Origin of the sequence: Streptomyces sp. NBC_01268, from assembly GCF_036240795.1 — a bacterium.
Lineage (GTDB): Bacteria > Actinomycetota > Actinomycetes > Streptomycetales > Streptomycetaceae > Streptomyces.
Genome location: NZ_CP108454.1, coordinates 3,619,445 through 3,638,098 on the forward strand (window position 1 = coordinate 3,619,445; position 18,654 = coordinate 3,638,098).

The following is an 18,654-nucleotide window of genomic DNA, read 5'->3' on the forward strand; positions in this document are numbered from 1 at the left end:
CGTGGGGCGCGACAAACGGTTTTCGGGGGATGCCTCCGGGAGAAGGGAGCCTGGAATCGTGCAGCGAAAGGCGTACGCACCCGGCCGGTCCAGGCCCGCGGTGCTCACCGCGGCCGCCCTCGCCCTCGGTCTGGGAATCGGCCTGAGCGGCTGCTCCTCCGGCGCGAAGGCGGACATCGACACCGTCGACTCCAAGGCGGGGCCCGCCTCCCCGACCGCTCCCCCCGGTCGTTACCGCACGCTCTTCGAGCCCTGTGGTGCCGTCCCGCAGGCGACCTTGAAGGACCTGCTCCCGGGGGCCGCGGCACTGCCGGACGCCGAGCGGGATCGCGCCTATCGCGGCACCGCGGCCGTCACGTTCGACACCGACCGCCGGGTCGGCTGCAGTTGGAAGGCCGACTCCCCCGACGCGGCGCACCGGCTCACCCTGGACATCGAGCGGGTCGTCTCGTACGACCCGGCGGTGAGCGACGACGACCGGGCGCAGGAGGTGTACGTCGGCAAGCAGACCGCGGCCGGTGTGCCGATCACGCCGAAGTCGGCGACTCCGACGCCGACCGCGACGGCCTCGGCCACCGGGACCGCCGCGGCCGGGCATCTTCCGCCGCAGACCCCGGGCGGGCACGTGGCCGGGTCGGGCAATCCGCCGGCCGGTCAGAGCGGTTCGGCGGGCGCGCCCGGCGCGACGGCTCCTTCCTCGTCTCCCACCACCGGTCTGGAGCCGCGTTCCCTGGAGGGTCTGGGTGAGGTCGCGTATCTCGACGACGCCCTGACGACGACGGGTCCCGCGGGTGTGAAGCGGCTCGTGAGCGTGGTGTTCCGCACATCGAACGTGATCGTGACGGTGCAGTACGAAGAGCAGTCGACGGCTTCGACGGAGGCTCCGGACAGCGGGGAGCTGCAGGAAAAGGCGCGGAATCTGGCTCGTCTGCTCGTGGAGCGGCTGGAGGAGTAGCGGTTCGGACCCGCTCCGTGAGCGGGGTCGGACCACGTAACGTGTCGGCGTACCCCGGCCGCCGGCCGCCGGTCCGTGTGACGCGCGGGCCTGTACGACAAGCGACTGAAGGAACCATGCAGCGATCCGCCTCGCGACTCTCCCGCATACTCGCCTGCGCCGCCGTCCCGGTGATGCTCGTCGCCGCCGGTTGTTCGTCCGGTTCGGATTCCGGGGACAAGGGCTCCGGGTCCTCGGGCCAGGCTTCGTCGTCGGCGTCCGCGACTCCGAAGCCCACGCCGACGAAGACCGTGGAGGCGGCGAAGTTCGCGAAGCTGCCGGACGTGTGCAAGGCGGTGTCGGCGAAGACGACGTCGAGCCTGGTGCCGAAGGCGAAGGCGAAGAACGGTACGACGGCCGAGTCCAGTGACGCGACCAGTCGGGGTGGCTGTTCGTGGAACGGTCTTGAGGACAAGGGCGTGAAGGGCTCGCAGTACCGGTGGCTCGACGTGTCCTTCTACCGTTACGAGTCGGATGCGACGCTCGGCAGCGGTCAGGAGCGGGCGGCGGAGAACTACGCCAAGGAGCTGGCCAAGATCCAGGGCACCCAGGGTGCCAAGAAGCTGAAGACGATGACCGCGGGCGGCATCGGCGACGAGGCGAACACGGTGACGTACGAGCTTCGGAAGACCGACGAGGACTTCACGTACGCGTCGGTGGTGGCGCGTACGGGGAACGTGCTGGTGCTGCTCTCGTACAACGGTGCGGGGTACGCGGGTGCGGACGGTCCGTCGTCGAAGACGGTGACCGATGGTGCGCTGAAGGCGGCCAAGGAGGCTGTCGCGGCGGTCGCGGTGGCCAACAAGTAGTGGTTTGAGCTGGTTTGCGACGGGCCCGTCCCTCCCCCGGGGGCCGGGCCCGTGGTGCGTGTGCCACGCTGTGCCCGCGAGTTGTCGTTTGACGGGGAGGGGTCGCGGGTGGCCGCGATGCAGCTGACACGGACGCACCGGATACTCATCGGCATGGTCGTCGCCGGTGCGGTGGTCATCGCCGGGATCGGTTTCGCCGGCTCGTACGCCGCTGTGCGTGAGCTCGCCATCGACAAGGGTTTCGGCACCTTCTCGTATTTCTTCCCGATCGGCATCGACGCCGGCATCTGTGTGCTGCTGGCGCTGGATCTGCTGCTGACCTGGATGCGCATCCCGTTCCCGCTGCTGCGGCAGACGGCGTGGCTGCTGACCGCGGCGACGATCGCGTTCAACGGTGCGGCGGCATGGCCGGATCCGCTGGGCGTGGGCATGCACGCGGTGATTCCGGTGCTGTTCGTGGTGGCGGTCGAGGCGGCGCGGCACGCGGTGGGCCGGATCGCGGACATCACGGCCGACAAGCACATGGAGGGCGTGCGGCTGACGCGGTGGCTGTTGTCGCCGGTGCCGACGTTCCGGCTGTGGCGGCGGATGAAGCTGTGGGAGCTGCGTTCGTACGAGCAGGTGATCAAGCTGGAGCAGGACCGGCTGATCTATCAGGCGCGGCTTCAGGCGCGGTTCGGGCGGGGGTGGCGGCGCAAGGCTCCGGTGGAGGCGTTGATGCCGTTGCGTCTGGCGAAGTACGGGGTGCCGTTGGCGGAGACCGCGGCGGCGGGTCTGGCGGCGGCGGGTGTGGAGCCCGTGCTGTTGCCGCCCGCGCCGATGCAGGCGGTGCAGGCGCAGCAGCAGCCGGAGTTGGCGCAGGGGCAGGTGCCGGTGGCGCAGCCGGTGGCGGGTGGTGTGCCGGGGCAGCTCGGGACCGTTCCGCCGCAGGTGCGGGGGCCGGTGGCGGGTGCGGATGCGGCGTCGCAGGAGAGCCAGTGGTTCGCGGCTCAGGTGTCGCCGGAGACGTATCAGGGTTCGTACAACCCGCAGATCGTGGAGGGGCTCGAGCCGACTCCGGTGCCGATTCCGCAGGGGCCGGAGGATGTTCCTCCGCCGGGTCCCGAGGAGTTCGAGGAGTACTCGGAGTTCGTGGACGAGGAGCCTTCGGGTGACGAGTTCGCGGAGTCGGCGTACAAGGCGATGTGGGACTACCTGGAGGAGAACCAGGAGTTCCCGACTTCGGAGCAGCTCGACATAAGGCTGAGTGACATGTACGGCATCACGCACCCGCGGAGTGCGTCGATCCTGCGGGAGCTGACGCCGCAGCTGCGGCACCGGATCGAGCAGGAGTGGGCGGAGACCCACACGCCGTAGGCACCGCACGCCGTAGGCACCGCACGCCGTACGCGCCGCACGCCGCTGGTCCCGGGCCTAGGCGCTCCATGCGCGCTCCCGGGCCCGCGCGGTCAGGCCTTGGCCTTCCGCTTCGCGTTCTCGCCGTACGAGGCGAGGGCGGCGCCGAGGGCGAAGAGGACGAGGTAGGCGGGGGTGGGGATGTCCCACCCTTTCTGGAGCAGGCCCCAGGGGCCGTCTCCGAAGAGGCGGCCTCCGGCGCCGAGTCCGCCTTGGACGAGGGCGATCCAGCCGATGACTGCGAGGGCTTCGTTCTTCATGCCTCCACGGTCTCCCGGCGGGGTGGGCGTCGCGTCGTGCCCACGGCGGAACCCGTCCTCCGTCGAAGGATGCAGAAGAGACGGAAGGCCGTCGCCCGCGGTGCGGGTGACGGCCTTCCGGTGTGACCGGGCCGGGTGAGGGGCCCGTTACGCGCCGAGCAGCTTGCGCACCCGGTCCGCGCCGACGGCGAGGAGCAGGGTGGGCAGGCGGGGGCCGGTCTCACGGCTGACGAGCAGCTTGTAGAGCAGCGCGAAGAAGGAGCGCTGGGCCAGCTTGAGCTCGGGGGTGGGCTTGGCTTCGGGGGTCAGACCGGCCATGACCTTGGGGACGCCGTAGACGAGGGTCGTGAGGCCGTCGAGGGACCAGTGGCTGTCGAGGCCCTCCAGGAGCAGGCGGAGCGACTCGCGGCCTTCGTCGTCGAGGGTGCCGAGGGTCTCGGTGTCGGGCTCGGCGCGGACGATGGTGCGCTGGTCGGCGGGGACCTGGGTGGTGATCCAGTTCTCCGCGCGGTCGAGACGGGGGCGGACCTCGTCGAGGGTGGTGACCGGGTTCTCCGGGTCGAGCTCGGTGAGGATGCGCAGGGTCTGCTCGTCGTGGCCCGCGGTGATGTCCATGACCGAGGCGAGCGTCCGGTACGGAAGCGGCCGCGGGGTGCGCGGGAGCTCTCCGGCGGCGGTGCGGGCGGCGCGGGTGTAGGCGGCGGCGTCGGCGGGGAGGACGGTGCCGTCGGCGACCTTGGCCTCCAGCTTGTCCCACTCGTCGTAGAGCCGCTGGATCTCCTGGTCGAAGGCGATCTTGAAGGACTGGTTGGGCTTGCGGCGGGCGTAGAGCCAGCGCAGGATCTGCGGCTCCATGATCGCCAGGGCGTCGGCGGGCGTGGGGACGCCGCCGCGCGAGGAGGACATCTTGGCCATGCCGCTGATGCCGACGAAGGCGTACATGGGGCCGATGGGCTGGACGCCGTCGAAGATGCCGACGATCTGGCCGCCGACCTGGAAGGAGGAGCCGGGCGAGGAGTGGTCGACGCCGGAGGGCTCGAAGATGACGCCCTCGTAGGCCCAGCGCATGGGCCAGTCGACCTTCCAGACCAGCTTGCCGCGGTTGAACTCGCTGAGCTTGACGTTCTCGGTGTGGCCGCAGGCGGTGCAGGTGTAGGCGAGCTCGGTCGTCTCCTCGTCGTACGAGGTGACCGTGGTGAGGTCCTTCTCGCAGCGGCCGCAGTACGGCTTGTACGGGAAGTAGCCGGCGCCGGCGCCCGAGCCGTCGTCCTCGCCGGCGGCGCCGGAGCCTTCGGCGGCTTCGAGCTCGGCCTCGTCGAGGGGCTTCTGGGACTGCTTCTTCGGGGCCTTCTTCGTCCGGTACTGGTCGAGGATGGCGTCGATGTCGCCGCGGTGCTTCATGGCGTGCAGGATCTGCTCGCGGTAGACGCCCGCGGTGTACTGCTCGGTCTGGCTGATGGGGTCGTACTCGACGCCCAGCTCGGCCAGGGCCTCGACCATGGCGGCCTTGAAGTGCTCCGCCCAGTTGGCGTGGGGGGAGCCGGCGGGGGCGGGGACGGAGGTCAGCGGCTTGCCGATGTGCTCGGCCCAGGACTCGTCGATGCCCTCGATGCCGTTGGGCACCTTGCGGTAGCGGTCGTAGTCGTCCCAGGAGATGAGGTGGCGGACCTCGTGGCCGCGGCGGCGGACCTCGTCGGCGACCAGGTGCGGGGTCATGACCTCGCGCAGGTTGCCGAGGTGGATGGGGCCGGACGGGGAGAGGCCGGAGGCGACGACGACCGGTTTGCCAGGCGCACGTCGCTCCGACTCGGCGATGACCTCGTCCGCGAAACGGGAGACCCAGTCGGTCTCGGTGCTGCTCTGAGCCACGGTCGGTACGTCCTTCTTCCTGGATTCCCTGATGCCCTGCACAGCCTCGCGGCCTTGCAGCGTTGCTTCCGTCATTGTCCCAGACGGAACGGCGCGCTCCGAGGTTGTCCACAGGCTGGTGTTTTGTCCACAGGCGGAGAAAACACGTTGCCGCCCCATGGGACACTTGACAAGCGAAATAGACCACCGGGCGCTGCCCGGACATCCCCCTACAGGAACGGAAGCTCATGGCCTCGGTCCCTTCCCTCGCTTCGACCGTGCAGCAGCGCCTCGCGGACGGCCTCTCGGCAGCGCTGCCGGACGCCGGGTCCGCCGACCCGCTGCTGCGACGAAGCGACCGGGCCGACTTCCAGGCCAACGGCATCCTGGCGCTGGCGAAGCGGCTGAAGGGCAATCCGCGTGAGCTGGCGACGCAGGTCGTCGCGGCGATCCCGGAGAACGACGCGCTGAAGGAGATCGAGGTCTCGGGCCCCGGTTTCCTGAACATCACGGTGACCGACGAGGCGATCGTGCGGACGCTGGCCGCCCGTGCGGCGGACGCCCGGCTGGGTGTGCCGTTCAACCCCTCGGCGGGCACGACGGTGATCGACTACGCGCAGCCGAACGTGGCGAAGGAGATGCACGTCGGGCACCTGCGGTCGGCGGTGATCGGCGCGGCGATGGTCGAGATCCTGGAGTTCACGGGCGAGACGGTGGTGCGGCGTCACCACATCGGCGACTGGGGCACCCAGTTCGGCATGCTCATCCAGTTCCTGATCGAGCACCCGCACGAGCTGGACCACAAGGTCGACGGTGAGGGTGTGGAGGTCTCCGGCGAGGAGGCCATGTCGAACCTGAACCGGCTGTACAAGGCCTCGCGCGCGCTGTTCGACTCCGACGAGGCGTTCAAGGCACGGGCGCGGGCGCGGGTGGTGGACCTGCAGGCGGGCGACGAGGAGACGCTGGCGCTGTGGCAGCGGTTCGTCGACGAGTCGAAGATCTACTTCTACTCGGTCTTCGACAAGCTGGACATGGACATCCGTGACGTCGACGTGGTCGGCGAGTCCGGCTACAACGAGATGCTGCAGGAGACGTGCCGGCTCCTGGAGGAGTCGGGCGTCGCGGTGCGTTCCGAGGGCGCGCTGTGCGTGTTCTTCGACGACGTGAAGGGCCCGGACGGCAACCCGACCCCGCTGATCGTCCAGAAGTCCGACGGCGGCTTCGGCTACGCGGCGACGGACCTGTCGGCGATCCGCGACCGGGTGGGCAACCTGAAGGCCTCGACGCTGCTGTACGTGGTGGACGCCCGTCAGTCGCTGCACTTCAAGATGGTCTTCGAGACGGCCCGCCGGGCGGGCTGGCTGAACGACGAGGTGAAGGCCGTCCAGCTGGCGTTCGGCACGGTGCTCGGCAAGGACGGCAAGCCGTTCAAGACCCGTGAGGGCGAGACGGTGCGGCTGGTGGACCTGCTGGACGAGGCGATCGACCGTGCGTCGTCCGTGGTCCGCGAGAAGGCCCAGGACCTGTCGGAGGCGGAGATCGCCGAGCGGGGTGCCCAGGTGGGCATCGGCGCGGTGAAGTACGCGGACCTGTCGACGTCGGCGGCGCGTGACTACAAGTTCGACCTGGACCAGATGGTGTCGCTCAACGGCGACACGTCGGTGTACCTGCAGTACGCGTACGCGCGCATCCAGTCGATCCTGCGCAAGGCGGGGGACGCGAAGCCGGTCGCCCACCCGGAGCTGGCGCTGGCGCCCTCGGAGCGGGCGCTGGGTCTGCACCTGGACTCGTTCGGCGAGCTGGTCCAGGAGACCGCGGTGGAGTACGCGCCGCACAAGCTGGCGGCGTACCTGTACCAGCTGGCGTCGCAGTACACGACGTTCTACTCGGAGTGCCCGGTCCTGAAGGCGGACACCCCGGAGCAGGTGGAGAACCGCCTCTTCCTGTGCGACCTGACCGCGCGCACGCTGCACCAGGGCATGGCGCTGCTGGGCATCCGGACCCCCGAGCGCCTCTGACGCGACGGCACGACGGGGGGCCCGGTTCACTGCTCACTGTTTGAACCAGGTCCCCTTGTCGGGCCAGTAGCCGTACGTGGGGCGTCCCTCGATCGCGGTGGTGCGGAAGAGCTGTCCGCCGTCGTCGACGCGGACCGTCCCGTGCTGCTCGCCGCTGCTCCAGGTGAGCTCCAGGTACCAGGTGGCGGCGTTTCCCTCGGTGTGCACGTCCAGGTTGAGGACCTGGGGGTCGCCGGTGGAGACCTTGTACGGGAAGTTCTTCGCGGGCACCACGCGGTCGCCGTCCATTCCGGCGACGGGCTTCAGGTAGGGGCGGGGAGCGTCGAGGTCGACGTCGAAGGTCTGCGGGGTGACCCCGCTGCCGCAGCCGTCGCCCATGGAGTACACCGACCCGTCCAGCGGCTTGCCGCGCTCGGCGACGCGCACGTGGAGCCCGGTGAGGACCACGGGTGCCTGGGTGCGGCCGGTGACCGTGAGCTGGAGCTGCATGTGCCCGCCGTCGATCCCGCCGAGCGCGCGGGCCCAGCCGCGGGTGTCCTGGGGCGTGGGCGGCGGCGGGACGTGCCCGGGCTGCTGGTCGAGCACGTAGTACTGGCCGCAGGGCTCGGCCCAGTTGTACGAGCTGATGCCGACGCTCAGCGGCGCGGGCGGCCCCGCGTCGGCGCCCGCTCCGGCGGCTCCGTCCCGGCTGTCGTCGGCGCGCCCGACCACGTACGCGGTGGGGACGACGAGTCCGACGACCGCGACGGCGGCGAGCACGATGACGAGCCGCTTGCGGGACCGCGGGACGCCGCCGGCGGAGACGGGCCCAGGCGCCACGACCCCGGACCCGGCACCCGGCTCGCCCCCGGCCGCCACCGCCCCCGGCCCCCCTCCGGCTCCCTCCTCGCCCCCCTCCGCGTCCCCCTCCTCGGCCGCTGACTCGGCCGCCGACTCGACCCCCGCGTCACCCCCCGGCTCCGCCTTCCCCCGTCGCCTCGCCTCGTCCGCGAGGATCCAGGCCCGGTGCAGCTCGACGAGCTCCTCCCGCCCTGCCCCGCACAGCCGCCCGAGCCGCTCGACGGGGGCGAACTCCGTCGGCACGGCGTCCCCGTTGCAGTACCGGTGGAGGGTCGAGGTGCTGACGTGCAGCCGTTTCGCCAGCGCGCCGTAACTGACTCCGGAGCGTTCCTTCAGTCCGCGCATCAGCTCCGCGAAGCCGTCCGCCGCCTCCATCAGCATCTCCCCGCATCCCGGGAACGCGTTCCAGGGGAGGGTCATTTCCCCAGGTCACAGTGGGTGTGAGCGTTCCAGCGTCCCCCATTGTCCCGTGCCGATTGCGGGTGGATCACCTCAGCCCGCAGGGTTTGAGCCATGCCGAACAGCAGCGTCACCGACGTCCTGGCCGTCGTGGTGCTGATCGCCTGCACGGCGATCGTGATCGCTCTCCTGACCCACCGCTGACCGCAGCCCGCACCGCACCGTTCGTCGACCACCACACGGGGAACCCACCATGCGCACCTTCGCCCGCCGCCTCACCCTGCCCGCCACCGCCCTCGTGGCGGCGCTCGCCCTGACCGCCTGCCAGTCGGACGGGAGCAAGACGACCGCGGACCCGGCCCCGGTCACGTCGGCGACGAACACGGCGCCGGCGACGACCGACCCGGCCGAGCAGCCCTCCGGGACGCCGTCCACGCAGCCCACCGCGTCGCAGCAGGACGCGAAGCCGGCGCCCCAGACCACCGGGAAGCCCGCGCCGAAGCCGTCCGCCAAGCCCCACAAGCCGTCCTCGGGGACCCCCGTCACCGTCACCTGCACGGCGGCGAACACGAGGATCGTGGCGAGCAGGGTCAGCCGCCCCGTCAACCACCTGGCGCTGACCGTCACCAACGTGGGAAGCCGCCCCTGCAACGCCCTGGGCGCGCCCACCGTGGGCTTCGACGACCCTCAGGCGGCGATCAGGGTCGTGGAGGACAGCAAGCCGCAGGCGGTGGTGACGCTGGCGCCGGGCGAGTCGGGTTACGCATCGCTGATCCTGACGGGCGAGCCGGGTCCCGACACCCACGGCCGCACCATCCGCACGATCCAGGTCTACCTGACCCCGGACAGCGGCAAGACGGTGACGGCGCCGAGCGGCACGTTCGCCGACGACGGCGCCGCCGTGTCGTACTGGCAGCGCTCCCTGCAGGACGCGCTCACGTACTGAGGACCGCGGACCTCAGCGGTTGATCGGATGGGAGGCCCGCCCCGAGACGTCGTCGATCTCGGTGTGGGCCTTCTGCAGCAGCTGCGAGGCGAGGTCCATGAGGGCACGGGCTCCGGCGATCTCCTCCCCGACCCGCAGCTGCTCCGGGTCGGAGGGGTGCCGGTTGGCGTTGCCGTGGGCGCGGAACTCGGTGCCGTCGCTGAGCCGCACCATCGCCGCCGCCCTCGTCCGGTCGCCCTCCTCCTGGAACTCCATCTCGACGTGCCACCCGACAAGCGTGTTCATCATCATGAGGACCACCTCCGGCGGGATACCTGTCGGCTACCTATCCAGAGTGCGCCGCCCCCAGCTTCTGCGCGACCTCCGTCGCCCAGTACGTGAGGATCATCTTCGCGCCGGCCCGGCGGATGCCGGTCAGGGTCTCGAAGATCGCCTTGTCGCGGTCGATCCAGCCCTTCTCGGCGGCCGCCTCGACCATCGCGTACTCGCCGCTGATCTGGTACGCGGCGACGGGCACGTCGACGGACTCGGCGACCTTGGCGAGGACGTCCAGATAGGGCCCGGCGGGCTTCACCATGACCATGTCCGCGCCCTCCTCCAGGTCGAGGGCGAGCTCCCGCATCGACTCGCGCAGGTTGGCCGGGTCCTGCTGGTACGTCTTGCGGTCGCCCTGGAGGGAGGAGCCGACGGCCTCGCGGAAGGGGCCGTAGAAGGCGGAGGAGTACTTGGCGGTGTACGCCAGGATCGACACGTCCTCCTTGCCGATGGTGTCCAGGGCGTCGCGGACGACGCCGACCTGGCCGTCCATCATCCCGGAGGGACCGACGACGTGGACGCCGGCGTCGGCCTGGACCTGGGCCATCTCGGCGTAGCGCTCCAGGGTGGCGTCGTTGTCGACGCGCCCGTCGGCGTCGAGGACGCCGCAGTGGCCGTGGTCGGTGTACTCGTCGAGGCACAGGTCGGACATGATCACGAGGTCGTCGCCCACCTCGGCGCGCACGTCGCGGATGGCGACCTGGAGGATGCCGTCGGGGTCGGTGCCGGCCGTGCCGGCGGCGTCCTTCTTCGCGTCCTCGGGCACGCCGAACAGCATGATCCCGGAGACGCCGGCGGTGACGGCCTCGACGGCGGCCTTGCGCAGCGTGTCCCGCGAGTGCTGGACGACGCCGGGCATGGCGGCGATCGGCACGGGCTCGGTGACGCCCTCCCGCACGAAGGCGGGCAGGATCAGATCGGCCGGATGCAGCCTCGTCTCGGCCACCATCCGCCGCATGACGGGAGTCGTCCGCAGCCGGCGCGGGCGCGCCCCGGGAAAGGATCCGTACGAATTCATGCCCCCGAGGCTACGCCCGCCCGCCCGGCGCACTTACCGACACGGTGTTGCCGCCGGTACGACGCGGGGACGGGGGTACGCGAGGGGGCGCGGGTCCTGATGGACCCGCGCCCCCTCGCGTACCCGCGTCAGGTCACGTCGTGCGGCGACGCCGTGCTCCGGGCCGGCGCTCGCTCGGCCGGGTCACCGGGTCCCCGGCCTCCAGGGCCGCCGCCCGGCGGCGGAGGCCGAAGTCGGCGAGGGCCTCGGCCAGCTTGTGCACGGAGGGCTCGGGCGACAGGACGTCGACGCGGAGGCCGTGCTCCTCGGCCGTCTTGGCGGTCGCCGGGCCGATGCAGGCGATGACGGTGACGTTGTGCGGCTTGCCGGCGATGCCGACCAGGTTCCGCACGGTCGACGAGGACGTGAAGAGCACGGCGTCGAAGCCGCCGCCCTTGATCGCCTCGCGGGTGTCCGCCGGCGGCGGCGAGGCCCGTACGGTCCGGTAGGCGGTGACGTCGTCGACCTCCCAGCCCAGCTCGATGAGCCCGGCGACGAGGGTCTCGGTCGCGATGTCGGCGCGCGGCAGGAAGACGCGGTCGATCGGGTCGAAGACCGGGTCGTAGGGCGGCCAGTCCTCCAGGAGGCCGGCGGCGGACTGCTCGCCGCTGGGGACCAGGTCGGGCTTGACGCCGAAGTCGACGAGGGCGGCGGCGGTCTGCTCGCCGACCGCGGCGACCTTGATGCCGGCGAAGGCGCGGGCGTCGAGCCCGTACTCCTCGAACTTCTCCCGGACGGCCTTGACGGCGTTGACCGAGGTGAAGGCGATCCACTCGTAGCGGCCGGTGACCAGGCCCTTGACCGCCCGCTCCATCTGCTGCGGGGTGCGCGGCGGCTCGACGGCGATGGTCGGCACCTCGTGCGGCACCGCGCCGTAGGAACGCAGCTGGTCGGAGAGCGACGCGGCCTGCTCCTTGGTGCGCGGCACGAGGACCCGCCAGCCGAAGAGCGGCTTGGACTCGAACCACGACAGCTGGTCGCGCTGTGCGGCGGCGCTTCGCTCGCCGACCACGGCTATCGCCGGCCGGTGGCCCTCGGGCGAGGGGAGCACCTTGCCCTGCTTGAAGACCTGGGCGATGGTGCCGAGCGTGGCGTTCCAGGTGCGCTGGCGCGTGGTGGTGCCGGCGATCGTGACGGTGAGGGGGGTGTCCGGCTTACGGCCTGCCGCCACCAGTTCACCGGCGGCCGCGGCCACCGCGTCGAGGGTCGTGGAGACGACGACGGTGCCGTCGGAGGCGCCGACCTCGGCCCAGCAGCGGTCGTCGGCGGTGCGGGCGTCGACGAAGCGGACGTCGGTGCCCTGCGCGTCGCGCAGCGGGACACCGGCGTACGCGGGCACGCCGACGGCGGTGGCGACGCCGGGCACGACCTCGAAGGCGATGCCCTCGGCGGCGCAGGCGAGCATCTCCTGACCTGCGTTTCCGTCGAGGCCGGGGTCGCCGGTCACCGCACGGACGACCCGCTTGCCGCCCCGTGCGGCCTCCATGACAAGATTGGTCGCATCCCTCAACACGGGGACACCGACGGTTGTTGACGCGTCGTCAATGACCGTAAGCTCAGGCGTGCTCACGCCCGCGCGAGCATGGTCGCGAACGACTTCGAGCACCTCCGGCTCGGCGATCAGGACGTCCGCTCCGGCCAGGGCTTCGACGGCCCGGAGCGTCAGCAGTCCGGGGTCGCCCGGGCCTGCGCCGAGGAACGTGACGTGACCGTGGCCGAAGAAGGCTGCGGACACGGGGCTGGTGGTCGGGCTGGTGGGGCTCAAAGTGCTCGCTCCCCCATAAGACCGGCCGCACCCTTGGCGAGCATCTCGTCCGCGAGTTCGCGTCCGAGTGCCACCGCCTCGTCGTGCGAGGTGGGTACGGGACCGGTGGTGGACAGCTGCACCAGCGTCGAGCCGTCGGTGGTGCCGACGACGCCGCGCAGGCGCATTTCGGTGACAACCTGCCCGTGACCGGGGTCGTCGGCCAGCAGGTCGGCCAGCGCACCCACAGGTGCGGAGCAGCCGGCCTCCAGGGCGGCGAGCAGGGATCGCTCGGCGGTCACGGCGGCCCGGGTGAACGGGTCGTCGAGCTCGGCGAGCGCGGCGACGAGCGCGGCGTCGGACGCCAGGCACTCGACCGCCAGGGCCCCCTGGCCGGGGGCGGGCAGGACCGAGTCGACCGACAGGTGGTCGAGCGACAGGGAGCCGGTGAGCTCCTCGGTTCCGCCGATGCGGTTGAGTCCGGCCGCGGCGAGTACCACCGCGTCCAGTTCTCCGCTGCGTACGTAGCCGACGCGGGTGTCGATGTTGCCCCGGATCGGCACGGTCTCGATGGTCAGGCCGTGGCTGCGCGCGTACGCGTTGAGCTGGGCCATGCGGCGCGGGGAGCCGGTGCCGACCCGGGCGCCCGCGGGCAGCCGGTCGAGGGTGACCCCGGGGCCGGCGACGAGGACGTCGCGCGGGTCCTCGCGCAGGGGGATCGCGGCCAGCACCAGGTCGGGGTGCTGGGCGGTCGGCAGGTCCTTGAGGGAGTGCACGGCGAAGTCGACCTCGCCGGCGAGCAGCGCGTCGCGGAGGGCGGCGACGAAGACGCCGGTGCCGCCGATCTGCGCGAGGTGCTCGCGGGAGGTGTCCCCGTACGTCGTGATCTCCACGAGCTCGACGGGTCGGCCGGTCGCCTGCCGGACGGCGTCGGCCACATGTCCGGACTGGGCCATGGCCAGCTTGCTGCGCCTGGTCCCGAGCCTCAGTGCCCTCTCGGTCATACTCGCCCTCGGTTCTTGACGTCGCCGTCGTTCAGGTCGGCCCGGCTGACAGAGGCAACCGTCTCCGGGTCGAGGTCGAAGAGTGTCCGCAGTGCGTCCGCGTACCCGGCGCCGCCGGGCTCGCTGGCGAGCTGCTTGACGCGCACGGTCGGCGCGTGCAGGAGCTTGTCGACCACGCGGCGCACGGTCTGGGTGATCTCGGCTCGCTGCTTGTCGTCGAGGTCGGGCAGCCGGCCTTCGAGGCGGGCGACCTCGCCGGCGACCACGTCGGCGGCCATCGCGCGCAGGGCGACCACGGTCGGCGTGATGTGCGCGGCGCGCTGGGCGGCGCCGAAGGCGGCGACCTCGTCGGACACGATGGTGCGCACCTGGTCGACGTCGGCGGCCATGGGCGCGTCGGCGGAGGCCTCGGCCAGGGACTCGATGTCGACGAGGCGGGCGCCCGGCGTGCGGTGGGCGGCGGCGTCGATGTCGCGGGGCATGGCGAGGTCGAGCAGGTGGAGGGGCTCGGTGCGGCCCCGGGCGGCGGCCTCGATCTCGTCGCCGGTGAGGACGAGTCCGGTGGCGCCGGTGCAGGAGACGACGATGTCGGCACGTGTCAGTTCGTCGCCGACGGCAACCATTTCGACTGCGCGCGCGGCCACGCCCGTTCCTCCGGGCTCGGTGAGGATCTCCACGAGCCGGTCGGCGCGGGCGGCCGTGCGGTTGGCGATGACGATCTCGGCGACGCCCGCGCGGGCGAGGGTCGCGGCGGCCAGCGAGGACATCGAGCCGGCGCCGATGACCAGCGCGCGCTTGCCCCGGGCCCAGGCGTCGACGTCGGTGCCCTCGGCCAGCTGCTGGAGCCCGAAGGTGACCAGCGACTGGCCGGCCCGGTCGATGCCGGTCTCGCTGTGGGCCCGCTTGCCGACCCGCAGGGCCTGCTGGAACAGGTCGTTCAGGAGGCGTCCGGCGGTGTGCAGGTCCTGGCCGACGGCGAGGGCGTCCTTGATCTGGCCGAGGATCTGACCCTCGCCGACGACCATGGAGTCCAGGCCGCAGGCCACCGAGAAGAGGTGGTGGACGGCCCGGTCCTCGTAGTGCACATAGAGATAAGGGGTGAGCTCTTCGAGGCCGACGCCGCTGTGCTGGGCGAGCAGCGTGGACAGCTCGGCGACACCGGCGTGGAACTTGTCCACGTCGGCGTAGAGCTCGATGCGGTTGCAGGTGGCCAGGACGGCGCCCTCGGCGGCCGGTTCGGCGGCGAGGGTGTCGTGCAGCAGCTTGGCGCGGGCGTCACCGGAGAGGGAGGCCCGCTCCAGGACGCTGACGGGGGCGCTGCGGTGGCTGAGACCGACGACGAGGAGGCTCATGCCGGCATCACGGCGGGCATGTCCCCGTCAGGTCCCTTGCGCTCGCCCTCGTCCGCACCACGGCCGGCCGGCGGCACGGGCGCGGCGTCGGCGCCCGCCTCCTCGCCGGCCTTGCGCTGCTCGTGGAAGGCGAGGATCTGCAGTTCGATGGAGAGGTCGACCTTGCGCACGTCCACGCCGTCGGGCACGGACAGCACGGTCGGGGCGAAGTTCAGGATGGAGGTGACACCGGCGGCCACGAGGCGGTCGCAGACCACCTGGGCGACCCCGGCCGGGGTCGCGATGACGCCGATGGAGACGCCGTCCTCGCTGACGATCTTCTCCAGGTCGTCGGTGTGCTGGACGGGGATCCCGGCGACCGGCTTGCCGGTCATGGCGGGGTCGGCGTCGATCAGGGCGGCGACCCGGAAGCCACGGGAGGCGAAGCCGCCGTAGCCGGCGAGCGCGGCGCCGAGGTTACCGATACCGACGATCACGACGGGCCAGTCCTGGGTCAGGCCGAGTTCGCGGGAGATCTGGTACACGAGGTACTCGACGTCGTAGCCGACGCCGCGCGTCCCGTACGAGCCGAGGTAGCTGAAGTCCTTGCGCAGCTTCGCGGAGTTGACCCCCGCGGCGGCCGCGAGCTCTTCGGAGGAGACCGTGGGTACGGAGCGCTCCGACAGCGCCGTGAGGGCACGCAGATACAGCGGAAGGCGGGCGACGGTGGCCTCGGGAATTCCTCGGCTACGGGTCGCCGGTCGGTGAGTTCGGCCAGTTGCCACGGTGCTCCTGCGGGATGAGCGGGGCTGCAGGCGGCCGTGTGTCCCAGGACCGCCCCGTCGAATGCAGGCTATGTCTTTGTGAACGCGTGCACAAAGATGGTGTCCGTTTTGTCTGGCCAAAGTGACCGGGGTCACGCGGCCGGTTCGCGACGGTACGGAACCGCGGACGGCGTCAGAGCGTTGAGAACCCGAAGGGGGCAAAGCCGCACACTCTCCTCACGACGCCGCCCCCAAAGCCAACAAAACGTCCATGATGGTAACCGCCTTTCGGTCACGCACCCAGTTCGCGCCGGAGCCGCCCGGCGTCCACCCGCCAGAACGTGTGCTGTTCACCGTCGATCAGGACCACGGGGATCTGCTCCCAGTAGGCCCGGTGCAGCTCCTCGTCCCGGGTGATGTCCTTCTCCTCCCAGAGTGCGCCCGTCTCGGCGCAGACGGCCTCGACCACCGCCCTGGCGTCGTCGCACAGATGACACCCCGGCTTCCCGATCAGCGTCACCGTGCGCGGGCCGGCCTTCTTCTTCGTACGTCCGAACATGGCGCCCATTCTGCGCGGCCCGCACGGCCCGGGTCACACGCGCGGCGCCCAGAGTTCACACCACGGCATCCTCACAAGTCGGGAAGTACCGAACAGACTGGCTATGCTCAACGACATGGCCGCTCTGGGATGGCTCACCCCCCGTAGGCGCTCCGCCACCGCGCGCAGCGTCCTGGCAGGCGAGGCCGCCGCGGAGGCGGCCCGCAAGACCTCGCAGCGGCTGGAGCAGGAGAGAGAAGAGGCGCTGCGGCGGGACGAGGCCGCCGAGGAAACCGCGCCCGTGGAACCGGAGTTCCCGGTCGCCGGGGACACCGAGGCCGCCGCCTTCTTCGACCTCGACAACACCGTGATGCAGGGCGCCGCGATCTTCCACTTCGGCCGCGGCCTGTACAAGCGGAAGTTCTTCCAGCGCCGTGAACTCGCCCGCTTCGCCTGGGCGCAGGTCTGGTTCCGGCTGGCCGGCGTCGAGGACCCCGAGCACATGCAGGAGGCCCGCGACAGCGCCCTGTCCATCGTCAAGGGCCACCGCGTCTCCGAGCTGATGTCGATCGGCGAGGAGATCTACGACGAGTACATGGCCGACCGCATCTGGCCCGGCACCCGGGCGCTCGCCCAGGCGCACCTGGACGCGGGGCAGAAGGTCTGGCTGGTCACCGCCGCCCCCGTCGAGACCGCCACGATCATCGCCCGCCGCCTCGGCCTGACCGGCGCGCTGGGCACGGTCGCCGAGTCCGTCGACGGCGTCTACACCGGCCGCCTGGTCGGCGAGCTCCTGCACGGACCTGCCAAGGCCGAGGCGGTCCGCGCCCTGGCGGCGGCCGAGGGCCTGGACCTCGCGCGCTGCGCCGCGTACAGCGACTCGCACAACGACATCCCGATGCTCTCGCTGGTCGGGCACCCCTACGCCGTGAACCCGGACACCAAGCTGCGCAAGCACGCGCGGGAGCGGGAGTGGCGGCTCCGGGACTACCGGACCGGCCGCAAGGCCGCCAAGGTCGGCATCCCGGCCGCCGCGGGCGTCGGCGCCCTCGCCGGCGGCACGGCCGCCGCGCTCGCCCTGCACCGCCGCCGCCGCTGACACCGGGCCCGGCCCGCCCGGGCGGCACCCCGGCGACGCTCGCCCGCTCGGCGCGGCGCGCCCCGCGGATGCGTTTCGGCCGTGACCATCTGGGACAACCCCGGACCAACCCGCCTCACCCGTACGTGGTCGAACATCCACGCGCGCGGCACCGGCCAGGCATCACCACCCCCTACCCGGCAGCGGCCCCGATCACGCACCCGTCCCGCACTTGAGCACAACCCAACCCGCCCCCGATCACACTCGGAAGTAATCCGATCAACAACCGGTCACGAAGTGCGACTTGTTCCGCCTGTAAGCGGTAACGGATACGACGGAATCGATGATTTGAGCAACTGGGTGTAGCGCTGCCTGTACGAAGCGTTATTCTCCTCAGACGCATGAGGGACCCCACACGTCGCCACGACGAGTGAACGGTCTCGCACTGCACGTGATGGAAGCTCTGCCTCTGGGAGTCCCGTGTACCCACACGTCGGGGTTGACGCCTCGGGCCTGGCTACGCTGCGCGCAACGGTCCTCGACCGTTTGCGCGGCTTCGTCCCCACCGCGTACGCCGGCCTCGCACCCGCCTTCGCCGGACCGGCACCCGTCGGTCCCTGCTATGCCCTCGCCGAGAGCGGCGCCGCTGTCGGCAGACGCGGCACCCGGGGTGGCGCCGGAACCTCGACCGCCGCCCGCCGGCCCACCGCCGACAGCGACAGCGCCCGCATGATGGACCTGGTCGAACGCGCCCAGGCCGGAGAGGCCGACGCCTTCGGCCGGCTCTACGACCAGTACAGCGACACCGTGTACCGCTACATCTACTACCGCGTCGGCGGCAAGGCGACGGCGGAGGACCTCACCAGTGAGACGTTCCTGCGCGCCCTGCGCCGGATCTCCACCTTCACCTGGCAGGGCCGCGACTTCGGCGCCTGGCTGGTGACCATCGCGCGCAACCTCGTCGCCGACCACTTCAAGTCGAGCCGTTTCCGCCTCGAAGTGACCACCGGCGAGATGCTCGACGCCAACGAGGTGGAGCGCAGCCCCGAGGACTCCGTCCTCGAGTCCCTCTCCAACGCCGCCCTGCTCGACGCGGTCCGCCGCCTCAACCCCCAGCAGCAGGAGTGCGTCACCCTCCGCTTCCTCCAGGGCCTGTCGGTCGCCGAGACCGCCCGGGTCATGGGGAAGAACGAGGGCGCGATCAAGACCCTCCAGTACCGGGCCGTCCGCACCCTGGCCCGGCTCCTCCCGGACGACGCCCGCTGAGCGCTGCGCGCCCCCCACACGCGCAGCGCCCCCCGGGCGTCACCCCTC

The 18,654-nt window shown here is 71.5% G+C and carries 17 protein-coding genes; 7 read left to right on the top strand and 10 right to left on the bottom strand.

Annotated features, from left to right (window positions below; genetic code table 11):
* Positions 1–58: 58 nt before the first annotated feature.
* From OG309_RS15945 to OG309_RS15955, 3 genes are all read left to right on the top strand, one after another.
* Entirely contained in the window at positions 59–955 is an 897-nt protein-coding gene (locus OG309_RS15945; RefSeq protein WP_329421514.1) for a DUF3558 domain-containing protein, read from the top strand.
* Positions 956–1,071: 116 nt separating this feature from the next.
* Positions 1,072–1,803 carry a DUF3558 domain-containing protein gene (locus tag OG309_RS15950; protein ID WP_329421517.1) on the top strand — a complete coding sequence of 244 codons (732 nt, stop codon included), beginning with the start codon at positions 1,072–1,074 and terminating at the stop codon, positions 1,801–1,803.
* A gap of 108 nt (positions 1,804–1,911) precedes the next feature.
* Positions 1,912–3,159 (top strand): DUF2637 domain-containing protein, encoded by a 1,248-nt coding sequence (locus OG309_RS15955; RefSeq protein WP_443067571.1) that lies wholly within the window; start codon positions 1,912–1,914, stop codon positions 3,157–3,159.
* A 92-nt stretch (positions 3,160–3,251) separates the two neighbouring features.
* Here the strand turns inward: OG309_RS15955 and OG309_RS15960 are convergent, their stop codons facing one another.
* The gene (locus OG309_RS15960) at positions 3,252–3,458 is read right to left on the bottom strand and encodes a hypothetical protein (RefSeq protein WP_329421518.1); all 207 of its coding nucleotides are present in this window, start codon (positions 3,456–3,458) and stop codon (positions 3,252–3,254) included.
* A 147-nt stretch (positions 3,459–3,605) separates the two neighbouring features.
* Positions 3,606–5,327: a lysine--tRNA ligase gene (gene lysS / locus OG309_RS15965; protein ID WP_329421519.1), complete on the bottom strand. Its 1,722-nt coding sequence runs from the start codon at positions 5,325–5,327 to the stop codon at positions 3,606–3,608.
* Between the two features lie 227 nt (positions 5,328–5,554).
* Here lysS and argS point away from each other — a divergent pair, with 227 nt between their 5' ends.
* Positions 5,555–7,324 (top strand): arginine--tRNA ligase, encoded by a 1,770-nt coding sequence (gene argS / locus OG309_RS15970; RefSeq protein ID WP_329421520.1) that lies wholly within the window; start codon positions 5,555–5,557, stop codon positions 7,322–7,324.
* Between the two features lie 33 nt (positions 7,325–7,357).
* On the opposite strand, the gene OG309_RS15975 is transcribed toward argS, so the two are convergent.
* Positions 7,358–8,584 carry a helix-turn-helix domain-containing protein gene (locus OG309_RS15975; RefSeq protein WP_329421521.1) on the bottom strand — a complete coding sequence of 409 codons (1,227 nt, stop codon included), beginning with the start codon at positions 8,582–8,584 and terminating at the stop codon, positions 7,358–7,360.
* A gap of 232 nt (positions 8,585–8,816) precedes the next feature.
* Here OG309_RS15975 and OG309_RS15980 point away from each other — a divergent pair, with 232 nt between their 5' ends.
* Entirely contained in the window at positions 8,817–9,509 is a 693-nt protein-coding gene (locus OG309_RS15980) for a DUF4232 domain-containing protein (protein ID WP_329421523.1), read from the top strand.
* 12 nt (positions 9,510–9,521) lie between these two features.
* Here the strand turns inward: OG309_RS15980 and OG309_RS15985 are convergent, their stop codons facing one another.
* The 7 genes from OG309_RS15985 to OG309_RS16015 form a co-directional block, all read right to left on the bottom strand.
* Entirely contained in the window at positions 9,522–9,794 is a 273-nt protein-coding gene (locus tag OG309_RS15985; protein ID WP_329428350.1) for a DUF1876 domain-containing protein, read from the bottom strand.
* A gap of 40 nt (positions 9,795–9,834) precedes the next feature.
* Positions 9,835–10,842 carry a porphobilinogen synthase gene (gene hemB / locus OG309_RS15990; RefSeq protein ID WP_329421524.1) on the bottom strand — a complete coding sequence of 336 codons (1,008 nt, stop codon included), beginning with the start codon at positions 10,840–10,842 and terminating at the stop codon, positions 9,835–9,837.
* Between the two features lie 133 nt (positions 10,843–10,975).
* The gene (locus tag OG309_RS15995) at positions 10,976–12,646 is read right to left on the bottom strand and encodes a uroporphyrinogen-III synthase (RefSeq protein ID WP_329421525.1); all 1,671 of its coding nucleotides are present in this window, start codon (positions 12,644–12,646) and stop codon (positions 10,976–10,978) included.
* Positions 12,643–13,629, bottom strand: a complete 987-nt coding sequence (gene hemC, locus OG309_RS16000; RefSeq protein WP_329421526.1) for a hydroxymethylbilane synthase — start codon at positions 13,627–13,629, stop codon at positions 12,643–12,645. The genes OG309_RS15995 and hemC overlap by 4 nt, the downstream gene beginning before the upstream one ends.
* Positions 13,626–14,981, bottom strand: coding sequence for a glutamyl-tRNA reductase (locus tag OG309_RS16005; RefSeq protein ID WP_329421529.1), 1,356 nt, complete (start codon positions 14,979–14,981; stop codon positions 13,626–13,628). The genes hemC and OG309_RS16005 overlap by 4 nt, the downstream gene beginning before the upstream one ends.
* Complete coding sequence (locus OG309_RS16010; protein WP_329421531.1) at positions 14,978–15,745, bottom strand: redox-sensing transcriptional repressor Rex; 768 nt, start codon at positions 15,743–15,745, stop codon at positions 14,978–14,980. The genes OG309_RS16005 and OG309_RS16010 overlap by 4 nt, the downstream gene beginning before the upstream one ends.
* Positions 15,746–16,016: 271 nt before the next feature.
* Positions 16,017–16,292: a glutaredoxin family protein gene (locus OG309_RS16015; protein WP_329421533.1), complete on the bottom strand. Its 276-nt coding sequence runs from the start codon at positions 16,290–16,292 to the stop codon at positions 16,017–16,019.
* Positions 16,293–16,398: 106 nt separating this feature from the next.
* On the opposite strand from OG309_RS16015, the gene OG309_RS16020 reads away from it, so the two are divergent.
* Together OG309_RS16020 and OG309_RS16025 are read left to right on the top strand one after the other, a co-directional pair.
* Entirely contained in the window at positions 16,399–17,361 is a 963-nt protein-coding gene (locus OG309_RS16020; RefSeq protein WP_329421535.1) for an HAD family hydrolase, read from the top strand.
* 459 nt (positions 17,362–17,820) lie between these two features.
* Positions 17,821–18,606, top strand: coding sequence for an ECF subfamily RNA polymerase sigma factor, BldN family (locus OG309_RS16025; protein ID WP_329421536.1), 786 nt, complete (start codon positions 17,821–17,823; stop codon positions 18,604–18,606).
* Positions 18,607–18,654 lie beyond the last annotated feature (48 nt).